At 46.3% G+C, this 12,711-nt stretch carries 15 protein-coding genes; 13 read left to right on the top strand and 2 right to left on the bottom strand.

Going from position 1 to position 12,711, the window contains the following annotated elements; translation table 11 throughout:
• Positions 1–123 precede the first annotated feature (123 nt).
• A complete protein-coding gene (gene rluC / locus NE536_RS10445) occupies positions 124–1,083 on the top strand; it encodes a 23S rRNA pseudouridine(955/2504/2580) synthase RluC (RefSeq protein WP_261272650.1) in 960 nt (319 codons plus the stop codon).
• Between the two features lie 22 nt (positions 1,084–1,105).
• Positions 1,106–1,825 (top strand): HAD family hydrolase, encoded by a 720-nt coding sequence (locus tag NE536_RS10440; RefSeq protein WP_259482463.1) that lies wholly within the window; start codon positions 1,106–1,108, stop codon positions 1,823–1,825.
• Positions 1,826–2,021: 196 nt separating this feature from the next.
• On the opposite strand, the gene NE536_RS10435 is transcribed toward NE536_RS10440, so the two are convergent.
• Entirely contained in the window at positions 2,022–2,606 is a 585-nt protein-coding gene (locus NE536_RS10435) for a Maf family protein (protein ID WP_261272649.1), read from the bottom strand.
• Positions 2,607–2,868: 262 nt separating this feature from the next.
• Between NE536_RS10435 and yceD the strand changes: the two genes are divergently transcribed.
• From yceD to NE536_RS10380, 11 genes are all read left to right on the top strand, one after another.
• Complete coding sequence (gene yceD / locus NE536_RS10430; protein WP_261272648.1) at positions 2,869–3,393, top strand: 23S rRNA accumulation protein YceD; 525 nt, start codon at positions 2,869–2,871, stop codon at positions 3,391–3,393.
• A gap of 16 nt (positions 3,394–3,409) precedes the next feature.
• Complete coding sequence (rpmF, locus tag NE536_RS10425; RefSeq protein WP_006081226.1) at positions 3,410–3,580, top strand: 50S ribosomal protein L32; 171 nt, start codon at positions 3,410–3,412, stop codon at positions 3,578–3,580.
• Between the two features lie 15 nt (positions 3,581–3,595).
• A complete protein-coding gene (plsX, locus tag NE536_RS10420) occupies positions 3,596–4,624 on the top strand; it encodes a phosphate acyltransferase PlsX (protein WP_261272647.1) in 1,029 nt (342 codons plus the stop codon).
• 9 nt (positions 4,625–4,633) lie between these two features.
• Positions 4,634–5,593: a beta-ketoacyl-ACP synthase III gene (locus NE536_RS10415; RefSeq protein ID WP_261272646.1), complete on the top strand. Its 960-nt coding sequence runs from the start codon at positions 4,634–4,636 to the stop codon at positions 5,591–5,593.
• A gap of 60 nt (positions 5,594–5,653) precedes the next feature.
• Positions 5,654–6,580 (top strand): ACP S-malonyltransferase, encoded by a 927-nt coding sequence (gene fabD / locus NE536_RS10410; RefSeq protein ID WP_261272645.1) that lies wholly within the window; start codon positions 5,654–5,656, stop codon positions 6,578–6,580.
• A 9-nt stretch (positions 6,581–6,589) separates the two neighbouring features.
• Positions 6,590–7,336, top strand: a complete 747-nt coding sequence (fabG, locus tag NE536_RS10405; RefSeq protein ID WP_006081230.1) for a 3-oxoacyl-ACP reductase FabG — start codon at positions 6,590–6,592, stop codon at positions 7,334–7,336.
• Positions 7,337–7,500: 164 nt separating this feature from the next.
• Complete coding sequence (acpP, locus tag NE536_RS10400) at positions 7,501–7,734, top strand: acyl carrier protein (protein ID WP_006081231.1); 234 nt, start codon at positions 7,501–7,503, stop codon at positions 7,732–7,734.
• Positions 7,735–7,971: 237 nt separating this feature from the next.
• Positions 7,972–9,210, top strand: a complete 1,239-nt coding sequence (gene fabF / locus NE536_RS10395; protein WP_261272644.1) for a beta-ketoacyl-ACP synthase II — start codon at positions 7,972–7,974, stop codon at positions 9,208–9,210.
• Between the two features lie 234 nt (positions 9,211–9,444).
• Positions 9,445–9,813 (top strand): hypothetical protein, encoded by a 369-nt coding sequence (locus NE536_RS10390; protein WP_259521461.1) that lies wholly within the window; start codon positions 9,445–9,447, stop codon positions 9,811–9,813.
• Positions 9,814–9,931: 118 nt separating this feature from the next.
• Positions 9,932–10,411, top strand: a complete 480-nt coding sequence (locus NE536_RS10385) for an acyl-CoA thioesterase (RefSeq protein ID WP_106650221.1) — start codon at positions 9,932–9,934, stop codon at positions 10,409–10,411.
• A 307-nt stretch (positions 10,412–10,718) separates the two neighbouring features.
• Positions 10,719–11,594, top strand: a complete 876-nt coding sequence (locus tag NE536_RS10380; protein WP_012088891.1) for an NAD(P)-dependent oxidoreductase — start codon at positions 10,719–10,721, stop codon at positions 11,592–11,594.
• A 164-nt stretch (positions 11,595–11,758) separates the two neighbouring features.
• Here the strand turns inward: NE536_RS10380 and NE536_RS10375 are convergent, their stop codons facing one another.
• Positions 11,759–12,607: a D-hexose-6-phosphate mutarotase gene (locus tag NE536_RS10375; protein ID WP_261272643.1), complete on the bottom strand. Its 849-nt coding sequence runs from the start codon at positions 12,605–12,607 to the stop codon at positions 11,759–11,761.
• Positions 12,608–12,711: the final 104 nt, after the last annotated feature.

Genomic DNA, 12,711 nt, shown 5'->3' with positions numbered 1-12,711 from the left:
TTATTCACGGCTTATCCCTAATCGCTGGTGAAATATAGCAATAATCAAAAAATTCAGCAATGGAAAGGCACAATTCTTCTCAGTTGTTGTACAATGGCGACCGTTATAATTAGATGGCGCATCATGAATATAGAATCCACCACACAACAGGTTCAGTTGATCACGATTGATGAAGATCACTTTGAACAGCGTATCGATAACTACTTAATGACCAAGCTGAAGGGCGTGCCGAAAAGCATGATCTATCGGATTGTCCGCAAGGGCGAGGTTCGAGTGAATAAGAAACGCATCAAACCCGAGTATAAATTGCAGATTGGTGACATAGTACGTATTCCGCCTGTCCGAGTGGCAGAGCCAGATAATCGTACCGCGCCATCGGCGAACTTAAGCAAAGTTTCGCAACTCGAAGACCGTATTCTGCACGAAGACAATCATTTGATCGTGTTGAATAAACCTGCAGGTATTGCTGTGCATGGCGGTAGTGGTGTCGATTACGGTGTGATTGAAGCCCTGCGTTCGCTGCGCCCTCAACAGAAGTTTTTAGAGTTAGTACATCGTCTCGATAAAGATACTTCGGGTGTGTTGTTGGTGGCAAAAAAACGTAGTGCGCTTAAACATCTGCATGATCAGCTTCGATATAAAAAGATGCAGAAAGACTATTTGGCTTTAGTGAAAGGTGAATGGTCTGCACAAGATAAAGCCGTTAAACAGCCTTTATTAAAAATCACCCTTAAATCCGGTGAACGCATTGTACGTGTTAATGCGGAAGGGAAACCTTCAGAAACGCGCTTTAAAATTATGCAGCGTTACCAAGGTTGTACGCTTGTGAAGGCAAGCCCTGTCACTGGGCGGACTCACCAAATTCGGGTGCATTGCCAATTTGCGGGTCATCCTATCGCCTGTGATGATAAATACAGCGAGCAAGGGTTTGACGACAGCATGCGTGCATTAGGCTTAACTCGACTCTTTTTACATGCGGCTGAGTTGATGTTCATTCATCCAGAAAATGATGAAGTGATGCGGGTTTCTGCGCCTTTAGATGAAAATTTGTCGCAATTATTAGATAAGTTAAAGCGTGTGTAATCGACGGGGATAGGTTTCAAGGATGAAGATAAAGCAATACGATTTAGTGATTTTCGATTGGGATGGCACCCTGATGGACTCCATCGGTAAAATTATCACCTGTATTGAAAATATGGCTAAGGCATTGCAGTTACCTATCCCAACCGAAAGCGATATTCGCGATATCATCGGTCTTTCTATGACTGAAGCGCTGCGAGTCCTGTTTCCTCATGGGCTCAATCTCAGCGCTTCTTCTGCCAATTCTCAGCATCAGCAGCATCCTAAAAATGCACTTAGCCAAGGCGAAGATGATCCATATCAGCAGATGCGCGTTGAGTTTAAAGCACAATATTTGCATTTAGACACCACGCCAACGCCACTCTTTGCACAAGCACCTATTTTAATCGATGAGTTACATACTCAAGGTTATCAATTAGCTGTTGCAACCGGTAAGGCCCGTGCAGGGCTTGACCGCGTTTTTGCGCAAACGGGCTTAGGTCGATACTTTGTTGCATCACGCTGCGCCGATGAAGTGCACAGCAAACCCCATCCTGAAATGATCTCAAGTTTGCTGAAAGAATTGAATATTGCTCCGAACCGAGCCTTGATGGTGGGTGATTCTCTGCTGGATTTGACCATGGCGGCCAATGCCGGGATTGATAGTATTGGCGTGACCTATGGCGCCCACAGTGCCGAAAAGTTACTGCAAGCAGGACCTATCGCCTTGATTGACTCTCCTGCGCAATTGCTGCAATACCTCTAACACTGCTATTTAATGCTGAAGCGGCAATACATGCCGCTACGCATGAGTACTTCTTTGTTACCTTTATTTACGTCCCATCTTCCCGTCAATAAAACGAATCTGCTGCTCGGCATTTTTTGGGTGCGCTTAATCGATTTAATAAACAGAGCACGCAGAGCAAAACCTCAGTAAACGAATAAGCTAACGTGTAAGCCGGTTAAGCGAGAACGTCTACCCCTTGGGCTAACAACATTTCCGTCAGTAATATCAGTGGCAAGCCAACTAAGGTATTCGGATCGCGACCTTCAAGCTCGGTAAATAACGCTATGCCTAAGCCTTCACTCTTAAAACTGCCCGCGCAGTAGTAGGGCTCTTCTTTTTCTATGTAGGCGACAATCTGCGCATGGCTAAGATGCCTGAAATGAACCGTAAAGAGTTCAACCTCGGCGGCCATGGCGCCCGTTTCGGCATTATAGAGTGCAAGACCAGTATAAAAGGTGATGGCCTTGCCAGAGGCTTGGGTGAGCTGCGCGACGGCATTGTCAAAATCATGGGGCTTACCGATAATCTTGCCATCAATGACGGCAACTTGATCGGAGCCAATAATCAGCCCATCGGGGAATTGTTCTGCACCTGCGACGGCTTTTGCTTTGGCTAATCGCAGCACTAAGGCATGGGCCGATTCATCGATATGCGCCGTTTCGTCAATATCAGGATTGCAGCATTCGAAGGGAAGACCGAGTTTTTGCAGTAAAGATTGTCGGTATACAGAGGTCGAAGCTAAGATTAATGGGGTTGGCATAATAGGATATCCGCAAAAGAGTGACTCATATTGTGACCAATCTGCGCTAGAGAGTGCAAGAGTTTCGTCTTTTACGGTTTCTTTTCCGTGAATGCGACTATTTTAGTCGGCTTATGCTTGTATGCGACCTCGTGCTTGGGTACTATTTCGCTTCCGTCAATTTCAATGTTGGGGCTGGAGAAAGGCTTAAGTCGCAAACTGGGACTTAAGTTAGAATTTTTTCTTTGACTCTAGCGTTTTCAAACTATAATATGCGCGCCTTATGCAAACAGTAAAGATACCGGTTTCAATTGATCCATTTCGCGCCGCCTCGAGTCGCCTAGTTTATCAGGGCGTTGTTCCTGGTGTGCAATTGAAAAGATTAAATGAGTTATGTTCCGGCGACTGTTCCGATGTGGCAGTGTCGCTTGAATGTGGCGTAGATTTACAGGGGATAGTCTACCTGAAAGGGAAGGCTGTGACGGAGCTCACTCTGATATGTCAACGTTGCATGACGCTATTTACCACTGAGGTTACGGTCGAGTTTTGCTTCGGTCCATGCCGGACTAAGGCAGAAATCGATGAGCTCCCGGATGCGTATGACCCAATTGAGTGCAATGAAATTGGCGAAGTACGTCTACATCAATTGATCGAAGATGAATTGATAGTCGCTATGCCGATAATCCCAATGCATCAAGAAATTGATTGCAGTGCTGGATCTAAAGACATGGTTGTAGGCGAGATCGAACCCGCTCATGAGGAGCGTCCAAATCCGTTTGCAGTGTTAGAAAAACTGAAGAGCAAGTAATCTAGGAGACAGGCCAATGGCTGTACAACAGAACAAAAAATCACGTTCAAAGCGCGGAATGCGCCGTTCACATGACGCACTGAGCACTGCTCAGCTGTCTGTAGACGCTACCAGCGGTGAAATCCATATGCGTCACAATGTGACTGCAGATGGCTTCTATCGCGGTAAAAAGGTAATCAACAAGTAATTTGTTGGTTTCCTAATGACGAATCTGACGCTTGCGTTAGATGCAATGGGTGGTGATCATGGCCCCCACGTCACAGTGCCTGCAGCCTTGCGGGCACTACAATTACATTCTTTTCTTAAAATCATTTTAGTCGGTGACAAGACTGAAATTGATGTCTATCTACGTCAAGCGGAAGCAAATTTACTTTCACGCATAGAAATCATTCATACCGATGAAGTCGTTAGTATGTCCGATCGACCTGTGCATGCTTTGCGTACACGTAAAAACAGTTCCATGCGATTGGCGATTGAGTTAGTGCGTGACGACCGCGCGCAAGCTTGTGTGAGTGCCGGTAACACGGGTGCGCTGATGGCAATGGCGAAAGTGTTGCTGAAGACCTTACCTGGCGTTGACCGTCCTGCATTAGTGAGTTGTTTACCTGCGGTGACCCAAAAACCTGTCTATTTATTGGATTTGGGCGCGAATATTTCCTGTGACTCGGAAACCTTATTTCAATTTGCCGTGATGGGCTCTGTCCTGTGCGAAGCGGTAGATAAGAAATCTCGGCCAAAAGTCGCCTTGCTCAATGTGGGCATTGAAGAAATTAAAGGTAACGATCAAGTTCAGCAAGCGGCGCAGTTGTTGCAACACACAGATCAAATCAATTACACAGGTTTTATCGAAGGCGATGAAATCTACTCCGGTATTGTGGATGTGATTGTTTGTGATGGCTTTGTGGGTAACATCACGCTCAAGACCTCAGAAGGTATTGCCAAGTTATTGGTACATCAGTTAAAACGGGGACTAACCCAAGGTTTATTCGTTCGTTTTCTGGCTAAACTTATCGCCCCACGTATTCAGGCGGTCCTTAGTCAGATGAACCCCGACCACTATAACGGTGCAAGTCTGATAGGATTGCGCGGAATAGTTGTAAAAAGCCATGGAAACGCGGATGAAACTGCCTATTTACAAGCAATTAGTTTGGCAGTAACGGAAGCTCAACGTCGACTCCCTGAAATGATAAAAGATCGTTTGGAGTCGATTCTTTTAGATATAAATAACTGATCCCTCCTTATGCATACAAAAATTCTCGGAACTGGTAGTTATCTGCCAGTGCAGGTGCGTAGCAATCAAGATTTGGAAAAAATGGTGGAAACCACTGACCAATGGATTGTTGAACGTACAGGTATATCAGAACGTCGCATCGCGGCCTTCGATGAAACCGTTTCAACTATGGGCTACCAAGCGGCACTCAAAGCGCTGGAAATGGCTGGCATAGAAGCATCAGATTTAGACATGATCGTTTGCGGTACCACCAGTGCCCCCAATGCTTTTCCAGCAGCGGCCTGTGAAATCCAAGCCATGCTTGGCGTGCATACCATTCCAGCATTTGACATCGCTGCGGCTTGTTCAGGCTTTGTTTATGCTTTATCTGTTGCCGATCAATTTGTAAAAACGGGCGCGGCAAAAAAAGTATTAGTGATTGGTGCCGATGTGCTGTCTCGACTATGTGAGCCAGAAGATCGTTCAACCATTATTTTATTTGGTGATGGTGCGGGCGCTGTTGTGATTGGCGCATCTGAAACGCCAGGGATCATTTCGACCCACATTTATGCCGATGGTCGCCAAGGCGACTTATTGAAATGCGCTTTCCCACCACGCCAAAGCGAAACCTCAGAAGCGGTCGGCTTTATGACCATGAAAGGTAACGATGTCTTTAAAGTGGCTGTGACTCAATTGTCCCATGTTGTGACTGAGACTTTGCGCATCAACAATATCGATAAGTCAGAAATTGACTGGTTAGTGCCACATCAAGCTAACTTCCGTATTATTAATGCCACCGCGAAAAAGCTCGATATGAGTCTTGATAAAGTCGTATTGACCTTAGCTAAACACGGTAATACCTCGGCGGCCTCTGTGCCTATAGCATTAGATGAAGCCGTGCGTGATGGCCGTATTCAGCGTGGGCATCTACTGCTGCTCGAGGCCTTTGGTGCTGGTTTTGCGTGGGGCAGTGCGCTTATCCGCTTCTAAGCTCTACATGTGTTTCCACATGATTTTCAATAAATTAAGTTAGCCATAGGTAATTTGAATATGGAAAATGTTGCTTTTGTATTTCCAGGCCAAGGTTCACAAGCCCTAGGGATGTTAGCCGAGCTTGCCGAATCACACGCCGTTGTTGGGCAAACCTTTGCCGAGGCGAGTGACGTCTTAGGTTATGACCTGTGGGCATTGGTTCAGCAAGGTCCCGTTGAAAGCTTAAATGAAACCGATAAAACCCAGCCAGCTCTATTAGCGGCGAGCGTGGCGATTTGGCGTGCCTATGTGGCTTCAGGCAAAGCTATGCCAGCCATGTTGGCAGGCCACAGCTTAGGCGAGTATTCTGCTTTAGTGTGCGCCGGAGTCATGGATTTTAAAGACGCGATTAAATTGGTGGAGTTACGCGGTCAACTGATGCAGCAAGCGGTTCCTGCTGGCACAGGCGCCATGTATGCCATTATCGGTTTAGATAACGAGGGTATCACGAATGCTTGCGCCGAAGCGACTCAAGGCGACGTGGTGAGCCCAGTTAACTTCAACAGCCCTGGTCAAGTGGTTATCGCGGGTCAAAAAGACGCGGTTGAGCGTGCAGCTGCAGCTTGTAAAGCTGCGGGCGCTAAAATGGCGGTAGCGTTACCTGTAAGCGTGCCATCACACTGCGCATTAATGAAACCTGCGGCGGATAAATTGGCCGTGGCATTAAACGATGTACAGTTTAATGCCCCAACGATTACTGTGATTAACAACGTTGATGTGGCATCACCCACCTCTGCTGATGACATTAAAGATGCATTAGTGCGTCAGTTATATTGTCCTGTACGCTGGAGCGAAACTGTTGAGTTAATGGCCCAAAAAGGCATTACCCAACTGGTGGAATGTGGTCCTGGTAAAGTATTGACAGGATTAGCAAAACGAATTAATAAATCACTATCAGCCCAAGCGGTTAATGATGTCGCTTCATTAGCAGCATTAACTGAGTAAGGAGTTTGTATGAGTTTCAACCTGAATTTAACAGGCAAAGTGGCTTTGGTGACAGGTGCGAGCCGCGGTATTGGCCGTGCTATAGCTGAGACACTGGTCGAAGCCGGTGCCGTTGTTATTGGAACCGCAACCAGTGAGAAGGGCGCTGCGGCGATCCAAGAATATCTGGGTGACAAAGGTTTTGGTTTAGTGCTTAATGTCACAGATAGTGAATCTGTTACACATTTATTCGCCTCGATCAAAGAAAAAGCCGGTGATGTTGATATTCTAGTCAACAACGCGGGTATAACCCGTGATAATCTGCTGATGCGGATGAAAGATGATGAATGGCAGGATATTATCGACACTAACCTGACATCGTTATTTAGACTATCAAAACCTGTGATGCGTACCATGATGAAAAAGCGCTTTGGCCGAATCATCAATATCGGTTCAGTGGTAGGCACCATGGGGAATGCAGGTCAAGTTAACTACTCGGCAGCAAAGGCGGGTTTGATTGGATTTACAAAATCTCTTGCAAGAGAGGTTGCATCTCGTCAAATTACAGTTAATGCTATCGCTCCTGGATTTATCCAGACCGATATGACAGATGAGCTGACCGAAGAGCAGCAAAAAGCTATCATGTCACAGGTTCCGATGGAACGATTAGGGCAAGCGCAAGAAATTGCGAACGCAGTGCTCTTCTTGGCCTCGGACTCAGCCGCTTACATCACAGGCGAAACTTTGCATGTGAATGGCGGCATGTACATGGTTTAAGGGCGAATGGCAGGGATTTCTGTCGCAACTGAGTAGTGATCTGTATCAATTGATAGTGAAATTTCGTGGTTAGACCACGAAAACTAAGCTTGCATTGTCAGCCAAATCTAATAAACTACTCGCAATCTTACGCAAGTGCGTAATTTGAATAGGAAAGAAAACTAATGAGCAACATCGAAGAACGTGTAAAGAAAATCATTGTAGAGCAACTGGGCGTTAAAGAAGAAGACGTTAAGCCAGCGGCATCTTTCGTTGACGATCTGGGTGCAGATTCTCTGGACACTGTTGAGTTGGTTATGGCTCTGGAAGAAGAGTTTGATACCGAGATCCCTGATGAAGAAGCTGAAAAGATCACTACTGTTCAAGCAGCGATCGACTACGTTTCTAAGAATCAGTAATTCTGAATTCTTGAAGACAGGCGGCATTTTTGCCGCCTGTTTTTGTTTTACCCCCGTCAAATTCTGCCCCCGTGCCATTCAATCGTCTCTGGATCGTGTTTTAATTGTTATCCACGAGATGCTCGCCGCAGATTGGCGAATTTTTCTAAATAAACGTTATTTAAGAAATTGTCTAATGATAGAAAACCTTGTTTTATCTATCAGAACTAACAAATTTAGCATTTAAAGGTGACTGCCGTGTCTAAACGTCGTGTAGTGGTAACCGGTTTGGGGTTAGTAACTCCAGTGGGCAATACTGTCGATACTACTTGGAAGGCTTTGCTTTCGGGTAAGAGTGGTATTGCACCGATAACCAAATTTGATGCCAGTGAATTTACCACTCGTTTCAGTGGTTCAGTAAAAGATTTCGATGTTGAGCAATACATAACGAAAAAGGACGCCCGTAAGATGGACCTCTTTATTCAATACGGTATGGCGGCTGGCATCCAAGCTATCCAAGACTCAGGTCTGGACATGAGTAAAGAAAATCCAGGTCGTGTCGGTACTGCTATTGGTGCAGGTATGGGCGGTATGTGGTTGATTGAACAAGGTCACAGCGCCTTGATGAATGGTGGTCCGCGTAAGGTTTCTCCTTTCTTCGTACCTAGTACCATTATCAATATGATTTCGGGCCACTTGTCGATCATGTTTGGCATGAAAGGGCCAAATTTCGCCGTGACGACCGCTTGTACTACGGGTGTGCATAATATCGGTTTTGCGGCGCGTACCATTGCCTATGGCGATGCCGACGTGATGGTTGCCGGCGGTGCTGAGGATGTCACTTCTCCTTTAGGCGTGGCAGGTTTTGGTGCAGCAAAAGCATTATCGACACGCAATGACGATCCGACTGCGGCAAGTCGTCCATGGGATAAAGACCGTGATGGTTTTGTGATCGGTGATGGCGCAGGTGTGATGGTGATGGAAGAGTACGAACACGCTAAAGCGCGCGGTGCGACCATTTACGGCGAGTTAGTCGGTTTTGGTATGAGCGGTGATGCTTTCCACATGACATCGCCTCCAAGCGACGGCGCTGGCGCTGCTGCGGCTATGGTCAATGCTATTAATGATGCTAAGTTATCACTGGAGCAAATTGGTTATATCAATGCCCATGGTACGTCGACGCCAGCAGGTGATAAAGCGGAAGCGGCAGCGGTTAAGTCTGTATTTGGCGACCACGCTTATAAAGTACTGGTTAGCTCGACTAAATCGATGACGGGTCACCTATTAGGTGCTGCTGGTGCAGTTGAAGCGATTTTCACTTTATTAGCACTGCGCGACCAAGCTGTACCGCCAACCATTAACTTGGATAATCCGGATGAAGGTTGTGATTTAGACTTTGTCGCTCATACTGCCCGTGACGTGAAGATGGATTACGCTCTGTGTAACTCCTTCGGTTTTGGTGGGACTAACGGTTCATTACTGTTTAAGAAAGTGTAAAACTTGCATTGTTAGTGAAAAAAAGACAGTGAAAAAATGCGCCTGATGGCGCATTTTTTATGGATAAAATCCATTGAGATTGTGAATTGAGTAGCATTATTTCACGCCTTTATTGTGATAAGAATCACTTTCTAACTAACTGATATCCATGACGTTAACCTTTGTTCATCAAGCTTGTTTAATTCTATTGGCCACAGATAATGACAGATATATTTAAACTTGATGGAGTGTGTCATGTTAAACCCTGCGGTGATCCCGCTTGTCCCCCTCATCGGCGCATTAACGGCTAATCTGACCGAGTTGATCCGCGGTGAATTTAAAGTTTGGCATCCTAACATAGACATAGGGATCAAGACTTTTACCTTAGCAATCGCCGCTTACGTGGTCGTCTGGTTTGCCTTATTGGTGACAGCGATTAATGTCGGTGGCGGCAGTAATATGTCCTCGGGTCTTGAAGTGCTGGGTTTCTTTATGCTTGGCTTAGGTGTGTACACTTTTGCAAAGGGCACTCGCTTTGTCAGCAGCGAGCTACAGCTATGGCTTTACCGCTTAGCCCTACCGAGTTTACTGCTTTGCTGCGTGCTTATTAGTCACTTTGGTTAAATCGAATTTTTTGGCGAGGCCAATCGTAATTATCTTTACGCTATTGGGGATTTCTATCGTAAACTCAGCTTATTACGCGAAGACATTGAGCCACAGTGGCTGAATAAGTTGAGGTTATATGGCTGGTATCGATAGACAAAGCACCCTGAGATTTTTGTCAGAGCCTGCGGATGTAAATTTTGGTGGTAAAGTTCACGGCGGTGCTGTGATGAAGTGGATCGATCTCGCGGCCTATGCCTGTGCAGCGGGTTGGAGCGGTAAATATTGTATTACTGCCTATGCGGGCGGGATCCGTTTTGTGCAACCCATTTTAGTGGGCAACATAGTCGAAGTCAGCGCTAAGGTGATTTATACGGGTAAAACTTCTATGCATATCGGTATTGATGTGCGCGCAGGCGATCCTAAGGTTTCCGAGCGTCATTTGACTACCCACTGTATTGTGATCATGGTGGCTGTTGACGAAAACGGCCAGCCAACGCCAGTGCCTGAGTGGGTACCACAGACGGAACATGATATTCATTTGCGGGATTCTGCACTGCGCTTGATGGAAATGCGTAAAAAGATTGGCGCCGAAATGGAAGCCCATGTGGTGAAATAGCCCCATAAATTACATCAACAAAGGCGCTTATGGCGCCTTTGTTGTCTCTGTCGAAAAGTGCGTTTGCCTGTAGGGCCGATTTCAACCTGACGCTATGCGGGATGAATGCTACACTGCCGCCATTATTTTTACTGCCCATTCCCCTAAATAAGCATCCGTAATTGACTCTATAGATTGAAACACTCAGTGGCATTTTTTTAGTATTTGTTGTTGAGGTTTTAGCGGTAACATATTGGACAGATGAAATAAAACTCGATTCAGCTATTTCTAATTGATTCACCTTGTTTACTTATTTGAGGAGCACTTCATGGCGAAAGTCGCATTTATTGGTTTGGGCGTAATGGGATATCCCATGGCGAGACATTTACTGAACAAAGGCCATGAGGTCACTGTTTATAATCGCACTTTTGCCAAGGCGCAAACTTGGGTCGACACCTATGGCGGACGCTGCTGCCCAACGCCAAAGGAAGCGGCAGAGGGTCAAGATATTGTGTTTACTTGCGTGGGCAATGATAACGATCTGCGTGAAGTGGTATTAGGCAGTGATGGCGTTATTCATGGGATGAAAAAGGGCGCAGTGCTGGTTGACCATACTACGGCTTCGGCCGATGTCGCTCGTGAGCTTCATCAAGTGTTAGCGGAAAAGGGCATTGATTTCCTCGATGCGCCTGTGTCGGGCGGTCAAGCGGGCGCCGAAAATGGCGCCTTGACTGTGATGGTTGGCGGCGATGAAGCTGTGTTTGCCCGTGTTAAACCTGTGATTGAAGCCTTTGCCCGCTGCGCCGAGCGTTTAGGTGAGGTTGGTGCAGGTCAGTTAACTAAGATGGTGAACCAAATCTGTATCGCGGGCGTGGTGCAAGGTTTAGCTGAAGCATTACAGTTTGCGCGCAAGGCAGGACTCGATGGCGAGAAAGTCATTGAAGTGATTAGCAAAGGCGCGGCGCAAAGCTGGCAAATGGAAAATCGCTACAAGACGATGTGGGGCCAAAGCTATGATTTTGGTTTTGCCGTCGATTGGATGCGTAAAGATTTAGGCATCGCCTTAGAAGAAGCTCGCCGCAATGGTTCACACTTGCCATTAACCGCGTTAGTCGATCAATTCTATTCAGAAGTACAGGGCATGGGCGGTAACCGTTGGGATACGTCTAGCCTGTTAGCGCGCCTCGAGAAATCGGCGAAATAAGCTTATAAAACTTAGATTTTGCACTGATAAAAATGCCCAGTCCCGATTGCGTTGGCAAATCGGACTGGGCATTTTTGTGTGTATCGTTTGTGGCTAGGATTTAGAACTAGAAATTAAGCTCTCGATTTTAAGCTCTAGATTTTAAGAACGAGGATATTAAATCGTTAATCTTTCCAGCGAATATGCGTCACTAAACTGTGGGTTTCACTTGGGGCAAGCACGACTTTATCTTCTAAAACATTGGCCGCTTCTAGGCAGACCATGGTCTGATAATCTTCTGGATTAAACCGGCCAAGGCGTTGTGACTTTTCAATCCATGGATTCCATAATACCGCTGACTGGCTGTTTTCACGGCTGACTTCAATTATCCCCTGCGGCGTATGCAATAATTGCACAGGGCCGAGATCGGTATAGACACGATCTGTCTCGCGATCAAAGCGCACTTCATCCGTGGTTTGTGGATAAGGGCCCTCGGCAAATTCGATGTATTTTGAGCCACTAAAACCGCTGGCTGTGAGTTGGTGGATATCCTCAATCGGGAAATAGCTGTGCAACGCTTGGGTAAGCGTCACGGTTTCATCGCCTAAGTTGGTATTCACAAGACTAATGCTTAGAGTGTCACCTAGGGTGAATAACACGCTGACCTCAGTGTTATGCGGCCAATAGATTTTATCATGCTCACTGATTTTTAAGCTAAAACGTAAATCCACTAACTGATTACGCATTTCTACCGATTCCAGCGCCCAAATGCGGGTGCGGGCGAAACCGTGTTGGGGGAAGTTTGCTTCACTACTCATGCCAAACCAAGGCCAGCATACAGGCACTCCGCCACGGATCCCATTACCGGGTTGATAATCGTCAGCCGATGAAACCCACAGTAAAGGTGGTTTTCCTACGGGTTGAAAATAGTCTATTTGCGCGCCCTGCAAAAAAATTCTTGCCTGACATAACGCCGTATTCACTTCGACATAATCGAGCCCGTTGGCGTGCTTTTTAGTAGTGACAGAACCCATAGTAGCAATATCCTTAACTCTGCTGGCATATCAGAAAAACAGGCAGTTAGCTTACAAAGTTTTCCGCGATAACATAAGGCTTTGTTGCGATCAATTTACGGTTT

Source organism: Shewanella septentrionalis (assembly GCF_025370265.1).
Taxonomy (GTDB): Bacteria; Pseudomonadota; Gammaproteobacteria; order Enterobacterales; family Shewanellaceae; genus Shewanella; species Shewanella hafniensis.
Note: the sequence above shows the minus strand (reverse complement) of the source record. Positions and strands in the feature narration are given on the sequence as shown.

What these genes read in the sequence shown, in the direction of transcription:
- rluC (WP_261272650.1), top strand. Translation starts at nt 124, where the DNA reads ATGAATATAGAATCCACCACACAACAGGTTCAGTTGATCACGATTGAT.
- NE536_RS10440 (WP_259482463.1), top strand. Translation starts at nt 1,106, where the DNA reads ATGAAGATAAAGCAATACGATTTAGTGATTTTCGATTGGGATGGCACC.
- NE536_RS10435 (WP_261272649.1), bottom strand. Translation starts at nt 2,606, where the DNA reads ATGCCAACCCCATTAATCTTAGCTTCGACCTCTGTATACCGACAATCT.
- yceD (WP_261272648.1), top strand. Translation starts at nt 2,869, where the DNA reads ATGCAAACAGTAAAGATACCGGTTTCAATTGATCCATTTCGCGCCGCC.
- rpmF (WP_006081226.1), top strand. Translation starts at nt 3,410, where the DNA reads ATGGCTGTACAACAGAACAAAAAATCACGTTCAAAGCGCGGAATGCGC.
- plsX (WP_261272647.1), top strand. Translation starts at nt 3,596, where the DNA reads ATGACGAATCTGACGCTTGCGTTAGATGCAATGGGTGGTGATCATGGC.
- NE536_RS10415 (WP_261272646.1), top strand. Translation starts at nt 4,634, where the DNA reads ATGCATACAAAAATTCTCGGAACTGGTAGTTATCTGCCAGTGCAGGTG.
- fabD (WP_261272645.1), top strand. Translation starts at nt 5,654, where the DNA reads ATGGAAAATGTTGCTTTTGTATTTCCAGGCCAAGGTTCACAAGCCCTA.
- fabG (WP_006081230.1), top strand. Translation starts at nt 6,590, where the DNA reads ATGAGTTTCAACCTGAATTTAACAGGCAAAGTGGCTTTGGTGACAGGT.
- acpP (WP_006081231.1), top strand. Translation starts at nt 7,501, where the DNA reads ATGAGCAACATCGAAGAACGTGTAAAGAAAATCATTGTAGAGCAACTG.
- NE536_RS10390 (WP_259521461.1), top strand. Translation starts at nt 9,445, where the DNA reads ATGTTAAACCCTGCGGTGATCCCGCTTGTCCCCCTCATCGGCGCATTA.
- NE536_RS10385 (WP_106650221.1), top strand. Translation starts at nt 9,932, where the DNA reads ATGGCTGGTATCGATAGACAAAGCACCCTGAGATTTTTGTCAGAGCCT.
- NE536_RS10380 (WP_012088891.1), top strand. Translation starts at nt 10,719, where the DNA reads ATGGCGAAAGTCGCATTTATTGGTTTGGGCGTAATGGGATATCCCATG.
- NE536_RS10375 (WP_261272643.1), bottom strand. Translation starts at nt 12,607, where the DNA reads ATGGGTTCTGTCACTACTAAAAAGCACGCCAACGGGCTCGATTATGTC.